This is a genomic window from Mycobacterium sp. ACS1612, from assembly GCF_001667505.1.
Taxonomy (GTDB): Bacteria; Actinomycetota; Actinomycetes; order Mycobacteriales; family Mycobacteriaceae; genus Mycobacterium.
This window is the reverse complement of sequence record NZ_LZHZ01000037.1, coordinates 110,951-134,140: the sequence shown is the minus strand read 5'-3', so window position 1 is coordinate 134,140 and position 23,190 is coordinate 110,951. Positions and strand designations below refer to the sequence as shown.

The window sequence follows — 23,190 nt, the reverse complement described above, 5'->3', positions numbered from 1 at the left end:
TTTGGCATCACGCTGAGGCTGACAGTCGTCCTGACCAGTGGGAGGCGCAAAAGCGGGCACGCAATGTCGATGCTTGAGCGTTCGCTGCGGACACACGAGATGCGGGTATCGGCTCCTAGCGTCCACCACACACGGCCTAAGTGGCGCCGACCGGCTTGGGGTTAACCCGATCGCCTCGTCCCGTCCGGCGGCCGGGCGCGTCATGGCGGGCGGTTGCAGGGACGTTGTCTGTGATCGTCGCGAGCCAGCTAATCAGTTGTCCGGGGAAGACGCGGTGAGGCGTTCGAACACCTTCATCAATTGTCAGACGCTGCATGGGCGTCGCGATGGTAGCTGATCCCGGCACGCGTGTAGGTCGTTTGTACGACGTCGTCGATTCAGCAAAGGTCACGAAGAGAATTGGCAGAATCGCCCCAAAAGATATATAGCGAGGTAGACCGCGTATCGCTCGGTAACGATAGGGAAACACCTGATTCCTAGCGTCGTTGTGGTTAATAGACTATGGTTTGCTAGAGACGTCGGGCTACTGTGCTGGCCGATTGCCGTGCTTGCCTACGGCTAGGGCCGGGGGGCTGCGGAGCCTGAAGTCTCAGCAGCAAAGTTGTCGCCGTCCGACAACCGGGGGTAGAGATGTCAGAGCCGTGCTTTGCACGTAGGGGTGCGTCCGAAATCGGTGCGCCACGTGAGTCGCGTGACGGCTTGAAACGCGGCGTCGATGGCTTCGTGTATCAGGGGCCCGCCATGCATTGGCGCTTCGCAATGTCGCGCTCTGCCAGCGATCGACAGCCGAGCGGAACCACATCAGCTTGCGTATCTCGATGCGATCGGCTTGAGACGCTAAATACGGAGGGGTCATGCGCCAACGCGCTGTACTGACGGGCGGAGCGGGGTTCGTTGGCTCTCACTTGGCCGAACGCCTGCTAGCGCTCGACATCGATGTCGTGTGCGTGGACAACTACGTGACTGGCTCGGCCGAGAACGTTGCCCACCTCGAGGGCCGACAAGGTTTCAGTGAGCTTCACCTTGACGTTAGTGACTACATTTCGATCCCCGGCCCCGTGGATTTCGTGTTGCATTTCGCCTCGCCAGCTTCCCCCGTCGACTATGCCGAGCTTCCGATCGAGACGATGAAGGCCGGGTCGCTTGGCACCCTGCACACCCTTGGCTTGGCGAAGAAGAAGGGCGCCCGCTACCTACTGGCGTCAACGTCGGAGTCATACGGCGACCCGCTTGTCCACCCCCAGCCTGAAAAGTACTGGGGGAATGTCAATCCGGTCGGCCCTCGAGCGTGCTACGACGAGGCCAAGCGTTTCGCAGAGGCATTGACAACTTCGTATCGGATCAAGCATGGCGTGGACACCGCGATCATGCGGATCTTCAATACGTACGGCCGGCGGATGCGCCCCGAGGACGGTCGAGCAATTCCGAACTTCATCAACCAGGCCCTGTCTGGCGCGCCCGTCACCGTACAGGGCGATGGGAGCCAGACGCGATCCGTGTGCCACGTTGACGACCTCGTCGAGGGAGCGCTACTGCTGCTGTTCTCCGACCTGTCCGGCCCAGTCAACATAGGTAATCCACATGAGATGACCATCCTGGAGTTAGCGAAACTCATACGCGAGCTCACCGGGTCAGACTCGCCGATTCAATTCATCGACCGCGCCAAAGACGATCCGTCGCAGCGCCGGCCTGACATCACGCTTGCGCGCACCGAACTTCATTGGGAACCGAAAGTCGACGTGCGTACCGGTTTGTTGGACACGATCGCCTGGTTCCGTGGTCGCGGTAAACCCGCAACCCAGGAAACCGGGCCGACTCGGACACAGGTCGAAGTTAAGCCAGGGCCGCCGCTGCATAGGGTTGCGGTCATCGGAACCGGTTACGTGGGTGCGGTAACCGCGACGTGCTTGGCGTCGCTGGGTCACTCGGTCTGTGGCCTCGACACCGATTCCGTGCGCGCCGCGCAACTAAATGAGGGGCAGGCGCCTTTCCACGAGCCGGGCTTACCGGAGCTCTTGAAGTCAACCCTTTTGACCGGCCGCTTGCGGTTCATGGACCAGCCCAGTGAGGCCTTGTCTGATGCCGACTTCGTCTTCCTCTGCGTGGGGACGCCGCCCGGTCCTGATGGTTCGCCAGACTTGTCACAGCTGCAGACCGCAATCCAGTCCTTGGCTCCATATCTGCGAGCGGAGGCGATCATTGTCAACAAATCGACCGTGCCCGTCGGCTCAGGAGGCTGGACACGCACGATTCTCGAAGATGCCCTGGAAGGAAACCGCGACGTCGCGTTCCACGTCGTTTCCAACCCCGAGTTCCTTCGCGAGGGCTGCGCCATCAATGATTTCCTCTATCCGGATCGGATCGTCCTGGGAGGCGCCGCGACAGACGTCGGCTCCGTCGCCGAGCTGTACCAGCCGGTGCTGGACCAATCCTTCAAAGGCGGCCGCCGAGGTCTCGAGGTTGCACTGATCACGACGGACCTGGCGTCCGCCGAAATGATCAAGTATGCGGCCAATGCATTCCTGGCGACGAAAATCAGTTTCGCGAACGAGATGGCGCAGATGTGCGAGTTGTTCGGCGCCGATGTCCGCCAGGTTCTCCCCGCTATCGGCGCCGACCACCGCGTTGGTACCGCCTTCCTGAACCCCGGTGTGGGGTGGGGTGGTTCCTGCTTCGGTAAGGACGTAGCGGCGCTGATCGCAACTGGTGGGGAGTACGGCTACATACCTTCGATGCTTCAGGCGACGGTAGAAATTAACAGAGCTCAGCGGGCGAGCGTGGTGCGCAAGCTTCAGCGGGAGCTCCACATGTTGAAAGGCCGCCGAATCGCGCTTCTCGGGTTGACATTCAAGCCCGGGACGGACGACCTACGCGACGCTCCGGCCCTTGACATTGCTGGCCGGCTGTTGGCCGCAGGTGCCGTAGTATCTGCATTCGATCCGGTCGTGAAGGCGCTGCCCGAAGAGTTCAAGGCTATCCGGCTGACCCGCGATGCTTACGATGCGGCCGACAGGGCAGACGCAGTTGTTGTAACAACCGAGTGGCCGGAGTTCCGCCTCATTGAGACTGCCGGACTGCGCCGTGTCATGCGCGGCGACCTTGTCCTCGATGGTCGGAATTGCTTGCCCGAAGCAAGCTTCGAGGGTTCTGGACTGCGACTCATCGGCTTCGGCTGGTAAACGCGGGACTTGGGGGAGAGCGTGACCATCGAAGCAACACCTCAGATTTCGGTAACTCGTGCTCGGTTTGGCCACAAGAGGCTAACGCCGCCACGAGCTCAGATCGACATCAAATCACAATCAATCGCGCCTGCGCTGGGGCGACGATATCGGTACCTACTCGAGGTCTCAGACGTGGCGACGATAACCGCTTCCGCAGCCTTGGGTGCCGTGACCGTCAGCCTTTTCAGCCCTGTACGTGCGGGCAACCTCACGATCCGGGATGCTGCGGTAGTCACGATCGCGCTGATCGCCGCGTTGCACGTGCGTGGGTTATACCGCCGGCCCGCGTCGCGGCTCCGGCCGAGCGAGTGGTGGGGACCCGGCACGATCACGCGCTGCCTTCCAACCGCTGTCCTATTAGCTCTCGCAGTGGACGCATTCATCCTTCGCGGTGGAAGAATGACTTTGACGGCTGCAGTCGCGATGACCCTGCCCGCCATTGTGTTGGTTCCTTTCGGACGCAGGATGATCGTTCGGGCGTTCGACCCCACGGTGACCCGTATTTTGGTGATCGGAACGGGACCGATCTCGGATCGACTAATTTCGAGGTTGCAGCGCTGCCCCGATACCCTTCTCGTCGGTCATGTCGACGATAACGCGGCCCCAGGCACCCGCCTCCTAGGCGGACTTGCGGATCTGCCCGCCGTCTGCGCCGACTATGCAATTGACCGGGTCATCGTCGCGTTACCGAACACCAGCGACGCAATCGTGCTTGAAGCGCTACGCAAGCTACAGGGTCAGGTGCCTGTATCGGAGATCCCGCGCTATTTTGAACTGCACAACTGGCGCACTGAGGCCGAGGAGCTGCACGGACTCACGCTAATGCACTTGCCCACGGGCTCGCTGGCGGCGAGCGAACGAATTATAAAGCGAGTCATGGACATAACGCTCGCTACATGTGCCCTTGTGGTTGCCGCCCCGGTTCTACTCATGACTGCCCTGGCGATCAAAATGGATACCCCGGGTCCAGTGTTCTTCCGCCAGGAGCGAATCGGCTGCGCCGGTAGACCATTTCGGATATTCAAGTTTCGCTCGATGACCGCTGACGCGTGGTGTCAGCGCGACACCGTCGCACAATTCAACGAGGCGGACGGACCGCTGTTCAAGATGGAGAAGGACCCTAGGGTAACCCGGGTCGGTGCCTTGATTCGTAAAACCAGCATCGACGAGTTACCGCAGCTCCTCAACGTAATTCGTGGTGAGATGTCGTTGGTTGGTCCGCGACCATTGCCGACAGAGGAGTCCAATCGCATCGACGGTGCCGCACTTGCCCGCCTTGATGTCAACCCGGGTATTACAGGACTTTGGCAAGTTTGCGGCCGAAGTGATTTGACTTATGCCGACCTCCAGCACCTCGACTCGGCGTACGTCCGGTCATGGTCGTTGATGTGGGATCTTCGGATCATGGCACAAACGCCGAAAGTTGTGTTCGGGGGCAGCGGCGCCTACTGAGCGTCAGGCTACGATCCCGCGCTTACTCCATCCCTGAGATGAAAATGGTTCGACGATAAAGTATTTCGAACAGATCATTCATCCGCGCACAGGCGGAGTATGGGTGGCAAGAGGTCGGCGATTTGTGAGCCGACCGCCGCGAAGACTGCGGCGTTCTTGCCGATCGGGTCGGGAATATCCGTCACACCGTGCGCGGCCATCTGAGGACGGAGTGCCGCGAGGTCGGCGACGCTTCGCGCGCGGAATTCGGTCGCAAGTCGGGCGGCTTCGCTCAATGTGAAGGTTCTGCGAAGTTGGTGTGGGGCAAGTTCGAGCACGGTGTCGCGGTGTGCCCTCGTCATGGTGAGAACGAGATCGGCCTCTTCAGCAATTCTCGGCGTGAGCCGCCGCGCGGCGAAGTTTGACGCCTCACCGCCCAGCTCTTCAAGGACGAGCGCCGCGTTGCGTTCAATCGGGTGCCCGCTTAGTGCATGGGTCCCAGCACTGGACCCTTTGAGGTTCTGAATCCCATAGCGAGCGACGTAGGCGAGGGCGAGCCGCTCTGCCATGGGTGACCGACAAATGTTTCCAGTGCAAACAAACAGTAACTGCAGAGCAGGCTCCTCGTTAGACCGCGAACTCGGTCAGCGGTTCGGTGGCTGCAACCGGAGGGTTGGGCCGTCGAAGATGCACGAGTTGGGCCCCGAGCCGGGCCAGGTAAGCGGGATTGAGCAGGACATACCGCCGCCACAGGCGCCGCGGTTCCAGCGCCAGCCGCCACAACCACTCCAGGCCGTACTGCTGCATCAGGGGTGGAGGCCGACGAAGCGTACCGGCGTGATAGTCGAATGCTGCTCCCACTGCGAGCAAGGGTGCATCCACCAATGGCCGCATCGCATAGACGAACTGCTCTTGGCGCGGACAGCCAAGGCCCACAAGCACCAACCGGGCTCCTGTGTCGCGAATCCTCTTCGCTATCTCTTCCGGCTCACCGAGTCTGGCGAGTCGGAATTTAGAAGGCTCGCTGCCAACAACTTTCAGCGTCGGTAGCTGCTCGGTGAGTGCGGCCTCCAACCGCTCCAGGGTGGCCTCTGTTGAGCCGTACAGATATACCGGAAGGCCTTCGGCGGAGCACCGATCTAGCACCAGTTGCGTCAGGGTGGGGCCGTATACCCGATCGTTGAGTCTTGCCCGATGCAAGAGGTTCAGCGCCCATCGAACCGGTTGCCCGTCCGGCGTGGCGAGGTCGAAGGAGTTGAGCCGGGCAGCGTGGGCTCGGTCCTGTACTCCTGTCATGACGCCGTGCACAGCGAGCGCCGTCAGCGCGAACGGCCGCCGGTCGCGGGCGGCAGCAACTACACGAGAGACGGCAGCCTCGTAGTCGACGACATCGATCATGACGCCCAATACATTTCGCTTACCCGTCGCGATCACTGTGGAACCCAGGTGTTCGCGTTGGCGTCGTGAATCTCTCGAAGGATTGTCGGGATATCGTAGCGTTGCCTCCACTGTGGATAGTGCGACTGGAACTTCCCCATGCTGCTGATCCACCATTGGTGATCGCCGATGCGCGCCTGATCTACGTAGTTGATCACAGCCTCCCGGCCTGTGATTTCTTCGGCCAGTCGGAATGCCTCAATGTGGGAGACATTGGCGAACCGGCCACCCCCCAGGTTGTACACCTCAGCTTGCCGTGGCTGGCGGAAGTAGGCCTCGAACGCGGTCAGCACATCGTGCGAGTGAATCGCGTCCCGCACCATTTTTCCCTTGTAGCCGTACAGGTTGTAGGTGCGGCCCTCCATCACGCAGCGCATCAGGTACGCGAGGAAGCCATGCAGTTCGGCGGCCGAATGAGCCGGGCCGGTTAGCGTTCCGCCACGAAAGCATGCAGTGTTCATGCCGAAGTACCGCCCGTACTCCTGCACCATCACGTCGGCTGCAACCTTGGAAACGCCGAAGATCGAGTGCAGGCAATCATCGATCGACATGTCCTCGCTGATGCCTTGCTCGTAGCGATGGTCAGTTTCGATCTCGTACCGCGTCTCGAGTTCCCGCAGCGGAAGCGAATTCGGCCGATCCCCGTAAACCTTGTTGGTAGAACAGAAGATAAACGCAGCCTCCGGGCAGTGCAGTCGACTATTCTCCAGGACGTTGAGAGCTCCGACGGCATTCACGTCGAAGTCGGTGAATGGCTCCTTCGCAGCCCAGTCATGACTGGGCTGCGCTGCCGTGTGAATCACGATTGAAATCTCACGGCCGTATCTCTTGAAAATATGCGAAAGCCCGTGCCGGTCGCGTATATCGGTGTCGAAGTGGGTGTAGACGCCGCCGAGGTCGGAGGTGAGCCGCTGCAGGCTCCTGGCGGTGGACCCGTCGTCGCCGAAGAAGTACCCGCGCATATCGTTGTCGATGCCGACCACGTCTAGTCCGAGTCCGGCGAAATGCCGGGCCGCCTCGGAACCGATCAGACCCGCAGATCCTGTCACCAGCGCAACGCTCACGTTCCCCCCATACGCTTAGTAATGCGACGGCGTGAGTCTACGGGAAGCTATGGCGTCATTGGAGCTCAAGCCCATTATTCGCCGCGAAAATGGACTGTCCCGACTGCTGAGCGCGCATGTGTTTCGGCATGAGCCGGCAAACACCGCGAGACTTGGGATCGTAACGCTAGTTCGCCTTCGGAAGTCCGAACAGGTGCACTCGATCGGTGATGCGATCGGTTTTGTCATAAGGCACTGGTGGCTCGTTATCGTTCCACTGAATCCAAATGTCATAGGCATCGAGGTCAATAAGGGAGAGAAGTTGCTCCACATTCGTGTCGAAGTTTGCGAGCGTCTTGGTGTGCACCTCGATCATGAATTTGGGCCGCGAAGCCAGCACAGCTTGGGCGCCTTTCAGAGCGTCGACCTCGAAGCCTTCGATGTCGAGCTTCAGAAAGGTGGGCTTCTCATCCACGTATTGGTCGATTTGGACCGCTTCGACCCTCTTGCCGATCCGCTGGCCTGGGGTCACGCGGGTGTTGGACTCTTCGGTGATGCGTACGATGCCGGGGTGCGCGGCAATGGCCTTGTTTTCGCAACGCACGTGCGAGAGGTGATTGAGCTCGATGTTTTTGCGGAGAATGGCCGCGTTGTGGGGTGACGCTTCGAAGGCGATGACCTTTCCACCTTTGCCCACCCACTGACCGAGCAGGATCGTCGTCATCCCATGATGCGCGCCACAGTCGAATGCCACGTCACCGGGCTCAATCATTCGCTTGATGAACACGTTTTCGTGGCTCAGTTCGCGTGTCGAGGGGCCCCCATACCAGCGGTGCCCAATGACATCGCCGAAGTGGAATTCGAATGACGATCCGTCGATGGTCACTGCCTGTGTGTACGGTCGAAAAGAGCGTTCACCAATAGCAAAGCGTAGTCGTCGCAGCTCCACCTTGAGGCCCTCGGGCAGAAGCGCTCGCGCAACTTGTTCGACGTCTCGTCCGAGTCGCGTGGTTAGCTGCCCCATAAGCCGGCAGTCTAACACGTGACTGCAAAGTATTGGCTGGCCAGAGCCAAAAGATCGTCCTCGTCAAGGGTGCGGTTCCTTCGCGGGTGAATTGAGACCGGAGGCAGCTCTGCCCACAGAGGATAAGAACTAGCAAACCGTTTAGAGGTGGTGCCCCGCTTTCTTCCAGTCCGCCTGCTCAGCTGCGGCGCGCGGCGTGACCGCTACAGTCCGCAAGGGTTTTAGTCCGCGGTCGGAGGGCGCTTGGCACGGTCGATCCTCGACTTGCCACGCCGATGGAGTGGCAGGTCGTGTGCTGCGTCGCGTCGCTGAATATGAGGCGCTTCCCGAGGGTACGGCGCGACTTTTGGGGACTTTCCGGTGGGAAACTCGCGCCCAATCCCGGCGACATGACCGCGCCCTAGAACCACACAAGTCCCCCCTATCACAGGGGCAACGTGGGCTCCGGCTCACATCACGACTTTGCTGTGGTCGTGGGTGGAATCGCTGAGATTCTGACCGGATCTGGGAAGGTTCTGTTTGCGGAATCGCCGGTTCTAATCATTTCACCCCCTATCATCAACACATCTATTCGACTCTCTCTATTTCGATAGGACTCCTGGATATGGAACGGATCGGTGCGGGCGGGTGACCTCGGGTACACGCCGCATTGTCATCACCGGTGGAGCAGGCTTTATCGGCAGCACGCTGGTAGAACGGCTGCTTGCAGAGGGTTGGACGGTTACTGCCGTCGACAGTTTCGATCCCTTCTACCCGAGCGCGATAAAGGAGGACAACCTCGCTCGGGCGAGGGCCAATCCGGCATTCAAACTGACTCGGGTCGACACCCGAGACCGCGATGCGTTGCTCGCGGCGGTGGATCGGGCACGACCAGAAGTCATTGTTGAGTTGGCGGCACGTGCCGGGGTGCGTCCGTCGATAGCTGACCCACACGCGTACATCGACACCAATGTTCGCGGCTTCCAGAACACTTTGGCTGCAGCCCAGGCGGCGGGAGCTCGTCTCGTGTTCGCATCGTCGAGTTCCGTGTATGGAGCTGACGAGCGGCGCCCGTTTCGTGAAGACCAAGCGCAGGGACGGCCACTCTCACCGTATGGAGCGACAAAGGTTGCCGGCGAGGCGCTCGCGTATGCGCACTATTCAACAACTGGACTCCCTGTCGCTATCGCCCGACTGTTTACCGTGTACGGGCCACGGCAGCGCCCCGACTTGGCGATCAATTCGTTTGCGCGCAAGATGGTTGCCGGACAACCAATTACGTTGTTCGATGAGGGTCGGGGCAGTCGCGACTACACCTATGTCGACGATGTCGTCGATGCGATCGTCAGGTTGATCGATGTGTCCATGCCTTACACGCTGGTTAACGTCGGGGGGCATCGCCCAGTGACGACCAGCGAGCTGGTCGATCGATTAGAGACCGCGCTCGGTATTAAGGCGATACGTGTGTCGGCCCCCGCGCAGCCCGGGGACGTTCCCGCAACTTATGCCGATATCACGCGATCGCGCGAACTGCTGGGGTGGGAACCACGCGTCGGGCTCAATGAAGGACTGGCTCGTTTTACCGCATGGCTGCGAGAGTCGTTGTCCAGCGGGGCAGTAGGCAAAACGTGAAAGCGCGGTTGCCCAAAATGAGTCAAGTACCACATCTTTGGTCGGGTTGTCTCAGCTCAAGGCCGTTCACCTACGGTGGGTTGGAGTGATTTGCTCGCTAACGGACTAGGATTCGACGCAATGTCTGCTCCGTCCGATCGTCTGGCGGCGTCTCGTTTGCCGGGACTGTCGCCTGCTGACAATACGCAACCGGCGGTATTCGGCGGCCAGCAGAGGGCGTTCATTGTGTTGGTCTTCGCGCTCGTCGTGATGGCGATACTTCCTTACCTGGTGAAGAATCTGAATGTCACGCGTGTCACGTCAGATTCTGATTTGCTCGCAGAAGTTTCACTCACGAGGGGGCTGGCCACGACAGCGGCGGTGGCGCTGTTGTTGGTGTGTTCCCTTATTGTCCTGGGCCACGGCCGCGCAGACCGGAGCATTTCCGCGCCGTTGATATTGCTGGTCGCGCTGGTGGGCCCCTACATCATCAGCCCGACCTTGCCCGAAATCGAGGATCTCGTCAAGGTCACGTTGGGTGTGGCGGTGATCGTGACAGTTTGGAGTATCGCGGCACCGGTCGACGGATTGAAATGGGTGCCGATCACCGCCTCCGTGATCGGAATTTACTCCATCATCGGTGGCCTGCTCTTTCCCGAGTATATGAATCGACCGAATTCCGCAAAGGCGCTCATTGCGAATTGGGAGCTTGCCGGGCCGTTCTGGGGGAGCAATGTACTAGGTCTTTATTGTTTGTTTTCACTTGCCTTGACACCGCTCGTCACCAACGTTCGGTGGCGAATGCTCAACAGATTCGTATTGTGCGCGACAATTGTGGCCTCGTCGGCGCGAACCGCGGTGATTGTGGCCGGGATCCTGGTGCTGTGGTGGATATTTTGCCGCTTCCGATCGGAGATCTCTATTCGTCGCGCGGGTACGGTGCTGATCGGTTGCTGCGCGGCGGCCGTCGTGGCGCTACCGCTTCTGACCTCGAATCAATACGCTTTCGTTGGCCGCGGGTACGCCTGGGCGGAGAGTCTCACCTTATGGAAAGAATCGCCATGGGTCGGGCTGGGCGTTCACTTCGTGGGACCACACTTCAAAACATATTCGGCTTCCTGGACGTTTAACCACGGGCATAACCTCGTCATCGACTCGCTCGTACGATCCGGCCTGGTAGGCCTTGGCCTGGTGGTGATAATTCTCCTGACCGCGGTGCGCTCAACCCGTGCGTTTGACGACGATTCACCTCACCAAATTGCGTTGTTTGGATATCTGATCGCGTTTCTCGCCGCATCAGCCACCGAAGTTAATTGGACCCTTCTCCCGAACCGGCCACTTTTCCCGGTCGTCGGCCTCATCTTTATTGTCCTGATTTGCCGCGCACCAGGTCATCAGCGCGTGTACATGGCATGACAGACACCGGGGCAATGACAGACACCGGGGCACCAAATCGTAAGATGCTACGGCCACCCGTAATTGTGCGCGTAATTCTGGCGATTCTTTCAATTGTCACAATCGTGTTCGCACTCAAGACGGGTACTCCCTTTCGCTACCTCGACGAACAGCAGTACTTTGATATCGCCGAGAGCCTCGTCCGCGGTCGGGGTTTCGAACTTGACGGAGCCGCAACCGCGTACAGGCCTCCAGCGTGGCCGGTCCTACTCGCTGCGGGATTAGCTCTCGGGCTGCCGGGTGCCTGCTTGCCGGCCATTTCCGCGATGTGCATGATCGGTGCCGCTATTGCGGCGGCCTATATAGGAATCCGTCTCACAAATTCGCGTTGGGGTTCGATGGCAGGAGTATTCGTTCTGCTGTACCCGTTGAACCTCTACACTGCTAGTACGCTATACCCGCAAGCCATGGCAACGGCAGCATTTCTGACGTTGTGGGCGATCGCCGTTCGAGCAGAGTCGCCGTCGAATAAGTCGGCGATGCCGACTGCTTCCTGCGCGTTGGTGGGGCTTCTGACAGCAGTTATCATGCTGACCGTTCCGATTCTTGCATTTACTGCTTTTGCGATCCTGGGATGGTTTTGGTGGCAGCAGCCCGGCAACCGGATCCGTCTGCTTCTTGTTTCGGGGTTGTGCGCTGGTCTATTAATCGTGCCCTGGACTGTCCGAAATGAAATAGTTCTTGGGTCACCGGTGGTATTTAGCGCCAGCGCCGGCCAGAACCTATTCGTCGGTAACAATCCAACTGCGACACCGTCGTCCGGTGTAGCGGTGGACATGGAGGCTGCGAAGCGTAGTTCTTCCGGTATGGGAGAAATCGAGAAGGATTCTTACCTTCGTTCGCTCGCAATAAAGTGGATATCGGACAACAAGGGCGCTGCGGTACGGCTGTACTTTGGCAAGGCCCTGAATTATTTTTCGCCCTATAACCAGCCGACGACGATGTCACAGGGCGGCCGCGCCGAGAAGTGGGCTGCGATTGCGTCGTTCGTACTCCTTGTTGCTGGCGTCACCGCAAGGCTCGTGTTGAGATTCCGGCGACCTCTGAGCGGAACAGAGAAATTCTTTCTCTGTATCTTCGTGCTCAACGCATTCGTGATGGCCGTCTTCTTCACCAGAACTAGGTTCCGTCAACCGCTAGACAACATCCTCATCATCGAGACGACAGTCCCACTCGTGACGTTGTCGGCGATGGCACTCGGTTACGCGAAGGCTCGGCGCATGGGTGCGCGGGGCGGTGCCGATCCCTAAACAGCGTTCGCAGTTATTGCCGACTGCCGACCGGTGCGTTCTTCGATGAAGTAAGCCCTCGAGGTACGAAGCCCGGGGCTGTCCGAACGCATCTGGCAGGTCACCGATCGCCCCACGCCGGCACCGATCCGGCCGCACACCTCGGGCGGACCTCAGTGGTAGGGCCGCACGGCGACGATCACCTCGGCATTGCTCTACCACGTGATCGGTGATTTATGGCTGGTTGCGCTCCCGACGCGGTGTGCGGGGGCCGCGTAATTGCGGCGCCCGAACTCGGTTCGGGCAGCGGTACTAAACGTGACGAAGGGGATTTGAGGGGGCGGTCTGCACGGTGGAGCCGGTTGCGGGCGCTGATGACGACGAGCTAGACGCGACGTGCGCTTCGACCGGACCCCTCATGACGCAATTCCGGAGTGATTTGCTCGCTAACGGACTAGGATTCGACGCAATGTCTGCTCCGTCCGATCGTCTGGCGGCGTCTCGTTTGCCGGGACTGTCGCCTGCTGACAATACGCAACCGGCGGTATTCGGCGGCCAGCAGAGGGCGTTCATTGTGTTGGTCTTCGCGCTCGTCGTGATGGCGATACTTCCTTACCTGGTGAAGAATCTGAATGTCACGCGTGTCACGTCAGATTCTGATTTGCTCGCAGAAGTTTCACTCACGAGGGGGCTGGCCACGACAGCGGCGGTGGCGCTGTTGTTGGTGTGTTCCCTTATTGTCCTGGGCCACGGCCGCGCAGACCGGAGCATTTCCGCGCCGTTGATATTGCTGGTCGCGCTGGTGGGCCCCTACATCATCAGCCCGACCTTGCCCGAAATCGAGGATCTCGTCAAGGTCACGTTGGGTGTGGCGGTGATCGTGACAGTTTGGAGTATCGCGGCACCGGTCGACGGATTGAAATGGGTGCCGATCACCGCCTCCGTGATCGGAATTTACTCCATCATCGGTGGCCTGCTCTTTCCCGAGTATATGAATCGACCGAATTCCGCAAAGGCGCTCATTGCGAATTGGGAGCTTGCCGGGCCGTTCTGGGGGAGCAATGTACTAGGTCTTTATTGTTTGTTTTCACTTGCCTTGACACCGCTCGTCACCAACGTTCGGTGGCGAATGCTCAACAGATTCGTATTGTGCGCGACAATTGTGGCCTCGTCGGCGCGAACCGCGGTGATTGTGGCCGGGATCCTGGTGCTGTGGTGGATATTTTGCCGCTTCCGATCGGAGATCTCTATTCGTCGCGCGGGTACGGTGCTGATCGGTTGCTGCGCGGCGGCCGTCGTGGCGCTACCGCTTCTGACCTCGAATCAATACGCTTTCGTTGGCCGCGGGTACGCCTGGGCGGAGAGTCTCACCTTATGGAAAGAATCGCCATGGGTCGGGCTGGGCGTTCACTTCGTGGGACCACACTTCAAAACATATTCGGCTTCCTGGACGTTTAACCACGGGCATAACCTCGTCATCGACTCGCTCGTACGATCCGGCCTGGTAGGCCTTGGCCTGGTGGTGATAATTCTCCTGACCGCGGTGCGCTCAACCCGTGCGTTTGACGACGATTCACCTCACCAAATTGCGTTGTTTGGATATCTGATCGCGTTTCTCGCCGCATCAGCCACCGAAGTTAATTGGACCCTTCTCCCGAACCGGCCACTTTTCCCGGTCGTCGGCCTCATCTTTATTGTCCTGATTTGCCGCGAAATAACCCGTCCTGCCGGCGCGAAGCTGGCCCAGACGATCGGGTCTGGGGGAGCCAACCCGGCGGATCCGAGGGTTTCCAAGCGACTCCCATAGCGAGTGCGGACCACCACAGCTAACACACGTAGCTTCTTCGCCGGGCCGGCCCGTGCACCGAGGGGGTGGATGATCCGCTCGTGTATCTGGGGGCCGATTGAATTTAGGGCTCGTGACGAAACGGCTATGTGCCCGTTTATGAGCCGTTTGCGTTCCTACCAGTTACGCAGAATTCTGGGATCTCATAGGCGATGGTAAATCGCTCAGGCTGGCTGAGCAGGGTTCGCAAGGCGGAATCAAGCATTTTTTCGAAAGATAGTCGCACAATCGACGGTTTCAACCCATGGCACAGACTGCTGGAGTACCACGGTAAGGCCGTTCGCCTCGCACGCCTCGGCCACCAGTTCCTTGCTGACATTGCTGCGCCACCCCGGGTTCCGCTTTATGTCCTTGTGAGCAACGTCGCCTAGGGCCGAGTGGTGAAGAAAGCCAGAGCCACCCTGTCGGAGGACGCGGGAGAACTCACCGATATACGACCGGATCACGCTCCTCTCGAAATGCACCGCAGAGTCCCAGCAGTAGATGGCGGTCACCGAATCGTCGACCACCATCTGAAGATCAGAACCATTGTTCCGATGGTAGGTAATTTCGCAGCCATTACGAGACGTTCCCAGCCGCGCGCGCGTCTGATTCAACGCGTTCTGGCGGTAATCCACCGCAATCAGCTGGGAAGTGAGTGTGCTCAGGCGTTCGGTATTGCGGCCGCCACCAGGCGACAACTCCAGGGTCGTGGTGAAATCGAAGTCATGGATAAGCGGCCAAATGATCTCGTTCCACTGCTGCTCGAAGAGACCTTCCGCCTCCTGAAAATAGGGCTTCCAATCCGCCAAGCGGCTCTGCAACAGATTTGCAGCCTTGGACGGAAGTAGCGGCACGATGACGACGTCGGCGACTCGCCGCACTGAGCGTTGGGCGAAGTGCCAGGAGCGGGTGGCGATTGGAACGTCGGTCACGCTTGCTGCTCCTTACTGACGGTGTCGTCTCGTAGCCTCGACACTCGGGCATCGTGACATCCTACGTGATGGGGTGCGGGGTTCGCGCTAATTCATGGCTCGGCATCTTTTAAGGGCAGCTGGGCCAAAAACCCGCAGATCTTTGCCGGTAGAAGGCATGGAACCGCCATCAATTGGAAGGCCGCGACCGCCTCGCGGCAGGGAAGCGGCAAACCGCGCTGCACTACCGTGGGCGGCGGCATGCCAAATAAGCCGAAGCGGCCGACGTGGTTGCCGACGACCTGGGCGTCCCCGCATGATCACTTGCTGGACGGTGGGAGCTCGGCGGTAACATCAGTTGGCCGGATCTGGTGATTTCGTCGCGACGTAATACAGCCAGGGACTCTTAGTATCTAAGTCCGTTGACGCGAGTTCATTTCCAGTGATGTCATACACGTCGATGACTGTGAAATTGCTGGATTCAAGCTGCCGTCGCTGAGAAATCTGATCGATGTAGTAATGAAGATTTAGGTAATTTTGCGCTGCATCATTTATTATCGCATAATCCTCAGTAAATATTTGGTATTTCTTCCACTTGCTGTGATTCACTAGACCACGCAACCAACGAAGCAGTCTGGCTGCCTGTCGAAAAGGGTCGGGCGATAATTCCAATTTGGGCCCTCGGACCGCGCCCTCGTAGGTGCGGTTGTGAGAAGAAAATACAAATAATCCGCCGACCTTTAGTACTCGGTGAACTTCAGCCAGAACCTTGATACGATCCTCCGGCGGGACTTCGTCTATGCCGTTATAGGAAATCATGACGAAATCGAACTCTCCCGGACGAAATTCCCGTAGGTCTCGCATGTCACCCAGCTGGGCCTTGACTTGTGGCATGGTTTTCTTTACGAAGTCGACGAACGTGGGGGAGAAGTCGGTCCCCACATAGCGTTTCGCGAGAGGCGCAAGATAGACAGTGGTTCTACCCGCCCCGATCGCGATATCCAATACGTCTTTACCGACAATGAATGGCTGGTACTTTAGTAGGACCATTACTTCGGTGCGCATGAGTTCGTACTTGTTATACGACTTCAGCGCGCCACGGGAAAAATAGGCTCGCTTGCTCAAAGTCTGAATCATGTTTTCAGATTTGCTCATGAACCGAAACAATAGCAGCCATTCCCCCAGGTCGTAGCCGCTACGGCGCGCGCCGCTCCCCACGCACACGGTCGCAGTTGCTGGCGAGCTGCAAACGGCCACGACCCAAAGCTGTGTTCGCTGAACGGCGACCATCTCTCATCTCAGGCGACCTCTGATCGGATGCACGTACTAGCGGATCATGAGGCCGTGGTATACCCGATGGTTTTCGTTCTTCTTAACCACCATCGATTGAAGTACCCACCGCTTTGCGGAGGTGACCGATCAAACATTTGGCGCGTACTGCTTCACGCATCATCACGCACTCGCTGCGGGATGGTGAGAACGTTTGGGACGACGGTCGCGGCACTCAGTTGAGCCACCGAATCGCGCGCAGCTGATGCGGAGATCCTTGATGCGATTTCCACCGCGGGTGCAAACAGGTCTGCGCTTGCGGATGCAACCCGGGCTCCGTTCACCCCAGTCTGCACGAGCCCGTTCGGTTCGCCGCTGGGTGTCGTGACGACAGGAAGGCCTGAGGCCAGTGCTTCCACGATTGCACGCGAGTATCCCTCGAAGGCCGAGGTCATCAACAGTAGGTCGTGGCTGCGCATCACCGCCCCCATTTCAGACTTTGGGACGGCGCCTAGGAAACTAATCCTCTCGGCCGCAAGCGATTTCTGAGCATGTCGCCGCATTGCCGATTCCATCGTTCCGCCTCCCGCGACCGTGAGGGTGTATCGCTTCGGAAGTCCTGTCATGACATCGACCGCGAGTTTCGGATTTTTCCCCGGCTCAATTCGAAACGGCCAAAGAATGCGCGACCTGTCGGCGGACTGTGCCTCTGCCGGGAAGAATTCCGCAGGGTCATACCAAGTGGGCGAAAAGCGCACACGCGGGTCGATCTCCTGTAGTCGAGCAGTCCCTGGTTTGCTGAAGACCACCGTATCGACTGTGCGCGGGATGACAGTCCGCTCAAGCCAACGGTACGCGAAACGAAAGTGGCGAAAAAAAGGCCGGCTATCCCAACCCACACCGTTCTCGATGTGAAGAAATTGCACATGCTGGGCGCGCGGATAGAGTCGCATTGCCACTGCTCCGGTGTTTATCCGGTGCGTCTGGACAATGTCGACATCCAGTTTGGGGCGGTATTTGCGTAGACCTAACGCAACGCTCACAGAGCGCGGCACCGGCCTTGCAACGTTTGGATCCAGTCTTGCAACAGGCATGAATTCGACTGTACGGCCGCCGATATTGCATTCGTGCCATTCCCCCAACTGTCGATGCCCAAGTGCGTCAACGCCTATAATCTTCAATTCAATGTGTGCCGGACAGTATCGCACTAGACCGCGAATGCACGTGTCGACTCCCCCCAATGCCGACCGTTCCGGGTCAAATTGGTCAATGATAACGCGGTGCTCCACCGCTTCCCCCTTACCTCATTCACTCGATATTCTTCAGACTCTGAGCCAACGTACAAGCCGCCTTAGTGACGCGGGACTGCCAGCCGTGAGAGGGTAATAGATCATCAAGAATACTATCGTCCCGGCGAAGAACAGCGTTGTTCGCAGAAGCCAATGCTGCGGGACCCTCTCCTCGAGCCAAACCGTTCCCGGGCCCACGATCAATGCGGAGAGTCCCGCGGCGCCTAATGCTGTGCGGTATCCGCGAATGACCGTACGTGACATTCTGTATCTGAGTCGCGTATAAAGACTGCGCAGTTTCAATGGTAAGTCGACTAAGTAAGCGAGGGCAATCGCTCCTGTGATGCCCAGGAGTACCTGCTGTGGAGGAAGAAATCCACGTGCCGCGTACGCGCCCAAAACCCAAATTATTCCTATTATTGCCGCGCTTCGTAGCGGCGTCTTGGCATCGTTTACCGCGAAAAAAGGCCGGAGAAGCAGGTCATGCAGTGTCCACGGGATGAGTCCGACGGACATCACTGCAAGCACAACGCCGATGAACTGGGCTTCGGCAGGGCCCGTTTCACCGCGCGTAAACAAAAGCTCAGTACCGAGCGGGCCCAGGCATATGAAAATCGCCGTCACGGGAATGAGGAAAGCGCCTATCGCAAGAATGGCCTCGTCCAACTCTTTGGACGCCGAGCCAACGTCTCCTTCTGCGTAATGACCCGACAATCGCTGTAGCAGGACGCTCGCCATGCTCGTCGACGCGATAGAGCTTGTCGCGATCAGAATGATGGACGCATAAAAGTAGGCGGTGTAACCACGCCCGTCATAACCCAATGTCTTTGCCTCGCTCCCCGCTTGTGTTGAGAGCGCCGCGGTCAAAAGATTAGCGATTTGGAAGCAAGCGGTATTCGCCAGCGCTAGAAGTCCCAGCGAGGCGGTCACCCGGAGACCCAAGCCACGAACTTGAAAACGAAGGCGAAGACGGAACCCCGTGCGGCGAAGAAGCATGATAAGGAGGACCGACTGGAGGGCGGATCCGAACAGGGTTGAGCCTCCGAGGAGCGCCACCTCCCAAGCGCTCATTGATTCGGGCGAATTCGCTTGCACGGTGCCGATCGCTATGATCGGAATGCACGCCAGGATGACGACGAGGCTGTTCGCTGTCGGCATCCAGGCAACGGCGTTGAATCGGCCACGGGCGTTCATCAGCTGCGAAGTGATTGCGGTAAGCGTGTAGAAGAAAATCTGGGGGATGCACCAGAGGGAGAGCCGCAGACCCAGCGACGATTGGGCGTCTCCCCACGATGAACCGCCCATCAGTCGAATAGCCAGTGGGCTGAGTACGAGTAGACCTACTGTGACGACGACCCCGAACGCGGCGCCAGCGAAAAGTAGGAAACTTCCGTACTCGTCGCCGCGGTCAGCAGATGTTCGACCATGACGCATGAGTTGCGGAACGAAGACAATTGCGATCACTCCGCCGCCAAGGAGTAGGAAAATCCTGTTCGGAACTTGATTGGCAACGTTGTACGAGTCGGCTACGAGACCGGTGCCGATTGCTGCCGCAAGAGCAAGAGTCTTCGCGAAACCGATGACAGTCGCACCTAGGGTGCCGGCTGACGCAACGAGCGACGTGCGACCGGTCCCAGCTGGGCGGCCGACGCTGTCGGTCAAGACCTGTTCCCCGCTGCGCCGTTCGCCGTCCGCACCAGCGCATCGCGAAGGATCCCTCCACTGTTTTCGCACGTAAAGCGTTGCAGCCACGGCTCTACCCCGTGCACACCCTCGTCGGCGGATGCGAGGACTGCAGCCGCGTATTCTTCCACCGAATCGCCGACGATCAGCTCCCCAGTTAAGCCTGGCAAGATCGCGTCAGCTGCACCAAGAGCGCGGGACGAGACGACACTCCTGAAACCGGCCCCAGCAGCCTCGATCAAGACCGTGGGGCATCCCTCGACGATGGACGTTAGTAGCACAACAGAGCCTGCCGGGCAGTCGTCGAACCAATCCCCGACCCAGCCGCGCATGACCACCTCGACGCCTGTTTCGCGTGCTCGCATCACGATCTGGTCATGCAGCGGACCAACCCCAAAAAAGTGAAGCGTGACGCCACCCTGGAAGGCCGAAGACAGAGCGGCTGCGACGTCCACCGCGATCAGAGGCCGTTTTAGCGGCACCAGCCTGGCGGGAACGACGATGTCCAGGTGGTCTGGATCGCGAGTGCGGACGTTGCGGCGAGTCATTCGCTCTTGGACTTTGGCATACGCTGGGTTCGGGACAACGGAAACCTGGGTCCAGGACAACCGGTATTCAGCGATGGCCTCGGCGCCGACGGGGTGCGAGACGGCGACAATTAGGTCGGCGTATCGATATGTGCGTCGGCCCAGCCACCGCTGCGCTGCACGCGATGCAGAGCGAACCATGCGCGGCCCGTGGGTCAGGGTGTGCTCGCTGATTGCGACCTGAGGCCGATTTGCACCCAGCCCGCGTGCAGCGGCGATGCTGATGAGATTGCAGTACGTCTGCACCCCGACAACTATGTCCACTGGGTGGTCCTTGAGGTACCGCGCGAGATCGCGTGTCTTTGCGAGGACGTTGCCCTTCCGAGCCTTCACCAGCGACACACCTTCGGGAGCCGCATCCTCTTCCTCTGGGTGCGTGGTGTACAACGTCACGACGTCACCCTTCTGCGCCAGGTACCGTGCCCATTGCGCGGCCACGAACTCCGCGCCGCCGTTGGAAAGAGAGTGTGTAGTTAGCAGGACCCTCATTGTATAGATTTCCTGTCCGCTCCCGCCCCGCCCAGCAAAGTTTCACACCATCGTAGATGGCGAGCTATATGGGTGTGAGCCCTTGCCAGGAACTGGTTCGAGATAAACTGCCGGCCCGCGTCGGGCAAACTGGCTGCAGCACGTGGACCGAGTCGTACGCCATAGACCGCAGCGCCCTAACTACGCAGCAGCCTTTCCGCGTACCCAGTGAGAGTCTCACCCGCGAAGGACTTCGCGATGCGCTCGAATAACACCTTTAGGTGCTCGTAGAGCAGCTCGACCGATTCGGTGGTCGGGAAGTAGGGACTTCCGCCTGGCATCAATTCGGATGAGTGCAGCATGAATTCGATGTAAGGACGATTCTCGCTCATTGCACGGTCGACGCACCACATCATGTCTTCGAGATTGCGCCCGTTGGGGCGGAGCCACACAAGGTCCTGGAGTCGGCGTCCGACTTTGCCCGCAACGGCAGGCATGCGTCCTAGCCACCTGATTCGCGGACGCCGGAACATTGTGGTGACCGGCAGTTCGAGAAGTCCCTCCGCTCGTATGCTGCCGATATTCTGGGGATCGATGCAGTAGGCGTGAGCGGGGAAGACGCGGTAGTCGGGTCCCCCACTGCGGTTCGGGTCGCCCCGTTGTTCAGAGAATGAGACACCGGGCACCACAGAGCAATCAACAATATAGCCGTGATCGACAAGCATGTTCGCGTAGCGCTCGTCGAACCCCCAGCGGCCGGCGCGGTGGCTTGTCGGCTGGCGGTCGAATTTCACCGTCAGCAGATCGGTGATGAACCTGATCTTCTCCCGCATGACATCGTCGGCGTAGTCAGTGAGGTATGGCGTGTAGCGAAAGTCGTCCCGAGTGAGGGCCTTTAGCGGGGGACTGTTCCAAGCATGCAGGTGCATGCCCACCTCTGCAGCGCCACCAGCCTGTTGATCGCGCGCCCAGGCGACATAATCAGGGTCCATCGCCATCTCGTAATTAGTGAGGTAGGTGGGTTTGAACCCGTAGCGATCACAGAGCTCTTGAAAGCGCTGCAGAAATCGCGCATTGTCCGTGTGGATCTCGCGCGGACACGACCACAGATTGTCACCTTCGGTGTCAACGGTGATCAAGAACGTTGGACGGCTCTGCATGACTGCAGCGTATTCGCTGAGCCGCTAAACGTGATCACGTTGGTTCGGTGAGGGCGCGAAACGTTGGTCGATGCCGACATCATCGGGGGAAACCCCTGAGCATGGTGCCGCTGCGCTTGCCCGCCCGTACACGCAACAGTCGGCGGCTGTGTCAGCGTGACCCCGGAAGTTTGTTTGCCTTGATCTCCGCCAGCGACCGCTGATGGTGCATGCAGGATCCGACCACGGCACCACGCTGGTGGACACCAACGACACTCTCGAACCGGTCGAAAATGCCCTCAGTCCGCGGGGCCGTCCCGGATACTGAAAGCTGGTCTGCTGGACTTCGCCGAGGGGGGTTGCCCAATGCGGCATCTGTTCACTGCACACCCTAATGTCGTTCGCGCTGCACTGACACGAGATGGCGGCCATTGATTACATATTCAGTTGTACATCCTGCCGAGCTTAGTCAATCTCAGCTGGATAAATGGCGCCACCTTCAGTCTGAGACGCCGTTACTCGGAAACCCTTTTTTGTCGCCTGAGTTTACCCTTGCAGTCGGTGAATTCCGGCCGAGGTCGAGGGTTGCAGTCCTCACAGAGGGAGCGCAGGTCGTTGGATTTTTTCCTTACGAACGACAGCGAATGGGCTATGGAGTGCCGATCGGAGCATGGCATTCGGACTGTCAAGGCATGGTTCAGTCGCCCGGTTTGGAATTCGATCCGCAGGAGCTTTTGCGGGCTTGTGGTCTTGCCGTATGGGAATTTAATCACCTGGTTGAGGGACAAACGCGCTTCGAACCGTACGAGGTAACAAATGCTCGATCACCCATCATGGATTTCTCCGCCGGGTTCGAGGCGTACTTGGAGGCGCTACTCGAAAAAGGCCGTGGCAAATATGTTCGTAACTTGATCCGCAAACAGCGAAAGCTTGCTCGGGAAGTGGGAGCCTTGCGGTTCGTGTATGACTCGCAAGATCATGGCGCCCTGCGAACGCTGATGGCGTGGAAGTCGGCCCAATACGTCCGAACGGGAAAGCTGGATCGTTTTGCACAACGATGGTTCGTTGACGTTTGCGACCGACTTTTCGCAACTAGCTCCGAAACCTTTGCGGGTGTCTTATCGATGCTCTATGCGGGTGACGAGCCGGTCGCGGGCCATTTTGGATTGCGGTCGGATCGCTTCATGGCGTATTGGGTTCCTGCGTACGACCGACAGTTCGCGCCATACTCGCCGGGTCTAATTGTGAACCTCCTCCTCGCAGAGGCCGCTGCCAGCCGCAGAATTCAGCATTTAGATCTAGGGCTTGGCGAGCAGGAATATAAGCAAAGGTTCGCCACCGGCACGCTCACTGTGTCGCAGGGCCGTGTGACGCGGCGATCGCCGGGCGCCGCGCTGCATTCGATTCGGCGTGTGTCGTCCCACAGAATGCGTCAAGCAGTTAAGGGCCTTCCGTCCTTACATCAGGCCGCCAAGCGTGCACGCTCTACGTACTTTCGTATCGACGCCGCAATCCAGCGCCGTAGGGGCTAACAGTGCCGGCAGATTCGCCGCGAAAGCCCTTGCGATAGTTGGGTGCCGTTTCGG

Annotated in this window: 17 protein-coding genes; 7 read left to right on the top strand and 10 right to left on the bottom strand. The window is 59.1% G+C overall.

The window, feature by feature from the left end; genetic code table 11:
* Positions 1-905 precede the first annotated feature (905 nt).
* Entirely contained in the window at positions 906-3,179 is a 2,274-nt protein-coding gene (locus A5724_RS17275; RefSeq protein WP_232004876.1) for a nucleotide sugar dehydrogenase, read from the top strand.
* A gap of 174 nt (positions 3,180-3,353) precedes the next feature.
* Positions 3,354-4,673 (top strand): sugar transferase, encoded by a 1,320-nt coding sequence (locus A5724_RS17270; RefSeq protein WP_255397283.1) that lies wholly within the window; start codon positions 3,354-3,356, stop codon positions 4,671-4,673.
* 74 nt (positions 4,674-4,747) lie between these two features.
* On the opposite strand, the gene A5724_RS17265 is transcribed toward A5724_RS17270, so the two are convergent.
* The 4 genes from A5724_RS17265 to A5724_RS17250 all read right to left on the bottom strand — a co-directional run bounded on the left by A5724_RS17265 (position 4,748) and on the right by A5724_RS17250 (position 8,018).
* Positions 4,748-5,257 carry a low molecular weight phosphatase family protein gene (locus A5724_RS17265; protein WP_369830646.1) on the bottom strand — a complete coding sequence of 170 codons (510 nt, stop codon included), beginning with the start codon at positions 5,255-5,257 and terminating at the stop codon, positions 4,748-4,750.
* 22 nt (positions 5,258-5,279) lie between these two features.
* Positions 5,280-6,050: a WecB/TagA/CpsF family glycosyltransferase gene (locus A5724_RS17260; protein WP_067804323.1), complete on the bottom strand. Its 771-nt coding sequence runs from the start codon at positions 6,048-6,050 to the stop codon at positions 5,280-5,282.
* 32 nt (positions 6,051-6,082) lie between these two features.
* A complete protein-coding gene (locus A5724_RS17255) occupies positions 6,083-7,153 on the bottom strand; it encodes an NAD-dependent epimerase/dehydratase family protein (RefSeq protein ID WP_067804321.1) in 1,071 nt (356 codons plus the stop codon).
* 166 nt (positions 7,154-7,319) lie between these two features.
* Positions 7,320-8,018 carry an FkbM family methyltransferase gene (locus A5724_RS17250; protein ID WP_067804318.1) on the bottom strand — a complete coding sequence of 233 codons (699 nt, stop codon included), beginning with the start codon at positions 8,016-8,018 and terminating at the stop codon, positions 7,320-7,322.
* Positions 8,019-8,783: 765 nt separating this feature from the next.
* Here A5724_RS17250 and A5724_RS17245 point away from each other — a divergent pair.
* From A5724_RS17245 to A5724_RS17230, 4 genes are all read left to right on the top strand, one after another.
* Positions 8,784-9,767 carry an NAD-dependent epimerase/dehydratase family protein gene (locus A5724_RS17245; RefSeq protein WP_067804315.1) on the top strand — a complete coding sequence of 328 codons (984 nt, stop codon included), beginning with the start codon at positions 8,784-8,786 and terminating at the stop codon, positions 9,765-9,767.
* A gap of 120 nt (positions 9,768-9,887) precedes the next feature.
* On the top strand, positions 9,888-11,162 hold the full coding sequence (locus tag A5724_RS17240; RefSeq protein WP_082965095.1) for an O-antigen ligase: 1,275 nt from the start codon (positions 9,888-9,890) through the stop codon (positions 11,160-11,162).
* Between the two features lie 104 nt (positions 11,163-11,266).
* Complete coding sequence (locus A5724_RS17235; protein WP_156752327.1) at positions 11,267-12,451, top strand: hypothetical protein; 1,185 nt, start codon at positions 11,267-11,269, stop codon at positions 12,449-12,451.
* A 448-nt stretch (positions 12,452-12,899) separates the two neighbouring features.
* Positions 12,900-14,237 (top strand): O-antigen ligase, encoded by a 1,338-nt coding sequence (locus A5724_RS17230; RefSeq protein ID WP_197518696.1) that lies wholly within the window; start codon positions 12,900-12,902, stop codon positions 14,235-14,237.
* 236 nt (positions 14,238-14,473) lie between these two features.
* Here A5724_RS17230 and A5724_RS17225 read toward each other — a convergent pair whose 3' ends face one another.
* The 6 genes from A5724_RS17225 to A5724_RS17200 all read right to left on the bottom strand — a co-directional run bounded on the left by A5724_RS17225 (position 14,474) and on the right by A5724_RS17200 (position 21,625).
* Positions 14,474-15,190, bottom strand: a complete 717-nt coding sequence (locus A5724_RS17225; protein WP_082965094.1) for a class I SAM-dependent methyltransferase — start codon at positions 15,188-15,190, stop codon at positions 14,474-14,476.
* 333 nt (positions 15,191-15,523) lie between these two features.
* Positions 15,524-16,459, bottom strand: a complete 936-nt coding sequence (locus tag A5724_RS17220) for a class I SAM-dependent methyltransferase (protein WP_067804292.1) — start codon at positions 16,457-16,459, stop codon at positions 15,524-15,526.
* Positions 16,460-16,611: 152 nt separating this feature from the next.
* Entirely contained in the window at positions 16,612-17,532 is a 921-nt protein-coding gene (locus A5724_RS33185; protein WP_082965093.1) for a glycosyltransferase family 4 protein, read from the bottom strand.
* A gap of 228 nt (positions 17,533-17,760) precedes the next feature.
* The gene (murJ, locus tag A5724_RS17210) at positions 17,761-19,389 is read right to left on the bottom strand and encodes a murein biosynthesis integral membrane protein MurJ (protein WP_197518695.1); all 1,629 of its coding nucleotides are present in this window, start codon (positions 19,387-19,389) and stop codon (positions 17,761-17,763) included.
* Complete coding sequence (locus A5724_RS17205; RefSeq protein ID WP_067804284.1) at positions 19,386-20,486, bottom strand: glycosyltransferase; 1,101 nt, start codon at positions 20,484-20,486, stop codon at positions 19,386-19,388. The genes murJ and A5724_RS17205 overlap by 4 nt, the downstream gene beginning before the upstream one ends.
* A gap of 176 nt (positions 20,487-20,662) precedes the next feature.
* Positions 20,663-21,625: a hypothetical protein gene (locus tag A5724_RS17200; protein ID WP_067804279.1), complete on the bottom strand. Its 963-nt coding sequence runs from the start codon at positions 21,623-21,625 to the stop codon at positions 20,663-20,665.
* A 671-nt stretch (positions 21,626-22,296) separates the two neighbouring features.
* Between A5724_RS17200 and A5724_RS17195 the strand changes: the two genes are divergently transcribed.
* Positions 22,297-23,136: a GNAT family N-acetyltransferase gene (locus A5724_RS17195; protein WP_197518693.1), complete on the top strand. Its 840-nt coding sequence runs from the start codon at positions 22,297-22,299 to the stop codon at positions 23,134-23,136.
* The last annotated feature ends 54 nt before the right edge of the window (positions 23,137-23,190 follow it).

What these genes read in the sequence shown, in the direction of transcription:
- A5724_RS17260 (WP_067804323.1), bottom strand. Translation starts at nt 6,050, where the DNA reads ATGATCGATGTCGTCGACTACGAGGCTGCCGTCTCTCGTGTAGTTGCT.
- A5724_RS17240 (WP_082965095.1), top strand. Translation starts at nt 9,888, where the DNA reads ATGTCTGCTCCGTCCGATCGTCTGGCGGCGTCTCGTTTGCCGGGACTG.
- A5724_RS17230 (WP_197518696.1), top strand. Translation starts at nt 12,900, where the DNA reads ATGTCTGCTCCGTCCGATCGTCTGGCGGCGTCTCGTTTGCCGGGACTG.
- A5724_RS17220 (WP_067804292.1), bottom strand. Translation starts at nt 16,459, where the DNA reads ATGGTCGCCGTTCAGCGAACACAGCTTTGGGTCGTGGCCGTTTGCAGC.
- A5724_RS33185 (WP_082965093.1), bottom strand. Translation starts at nt 17,532, where the DNA reads ATGCCTGTTGCAAGACTGGATCCAAACGTTGCAAGGCCGGTGCCGCGC.
- A5724_RS17205 (WP_067804284.1), bottom strand. Translation starts at nt 20,486, where the DNA reads ATGAGGGTCCTGCTAACTACACACTCTCTTTCCAACGGCGGCGCGGAG.
- A5724_RS17200 (WP_067804279.1), bottom strand. Translation starts at nt 21,625, where the DNA reads ATGCAGAGCCGTCCAACGTTCTTGATCACCGTTGACACCGAAGGTGAC.
- A5724_RS17195 (WP_197518693.1), top strand. Translation starts at nt 22,297, where the DNA reads ATGGTTCAGTCGCCCGGTTTGGAATTCGATCCGCAGGAGCTTTTGCGG.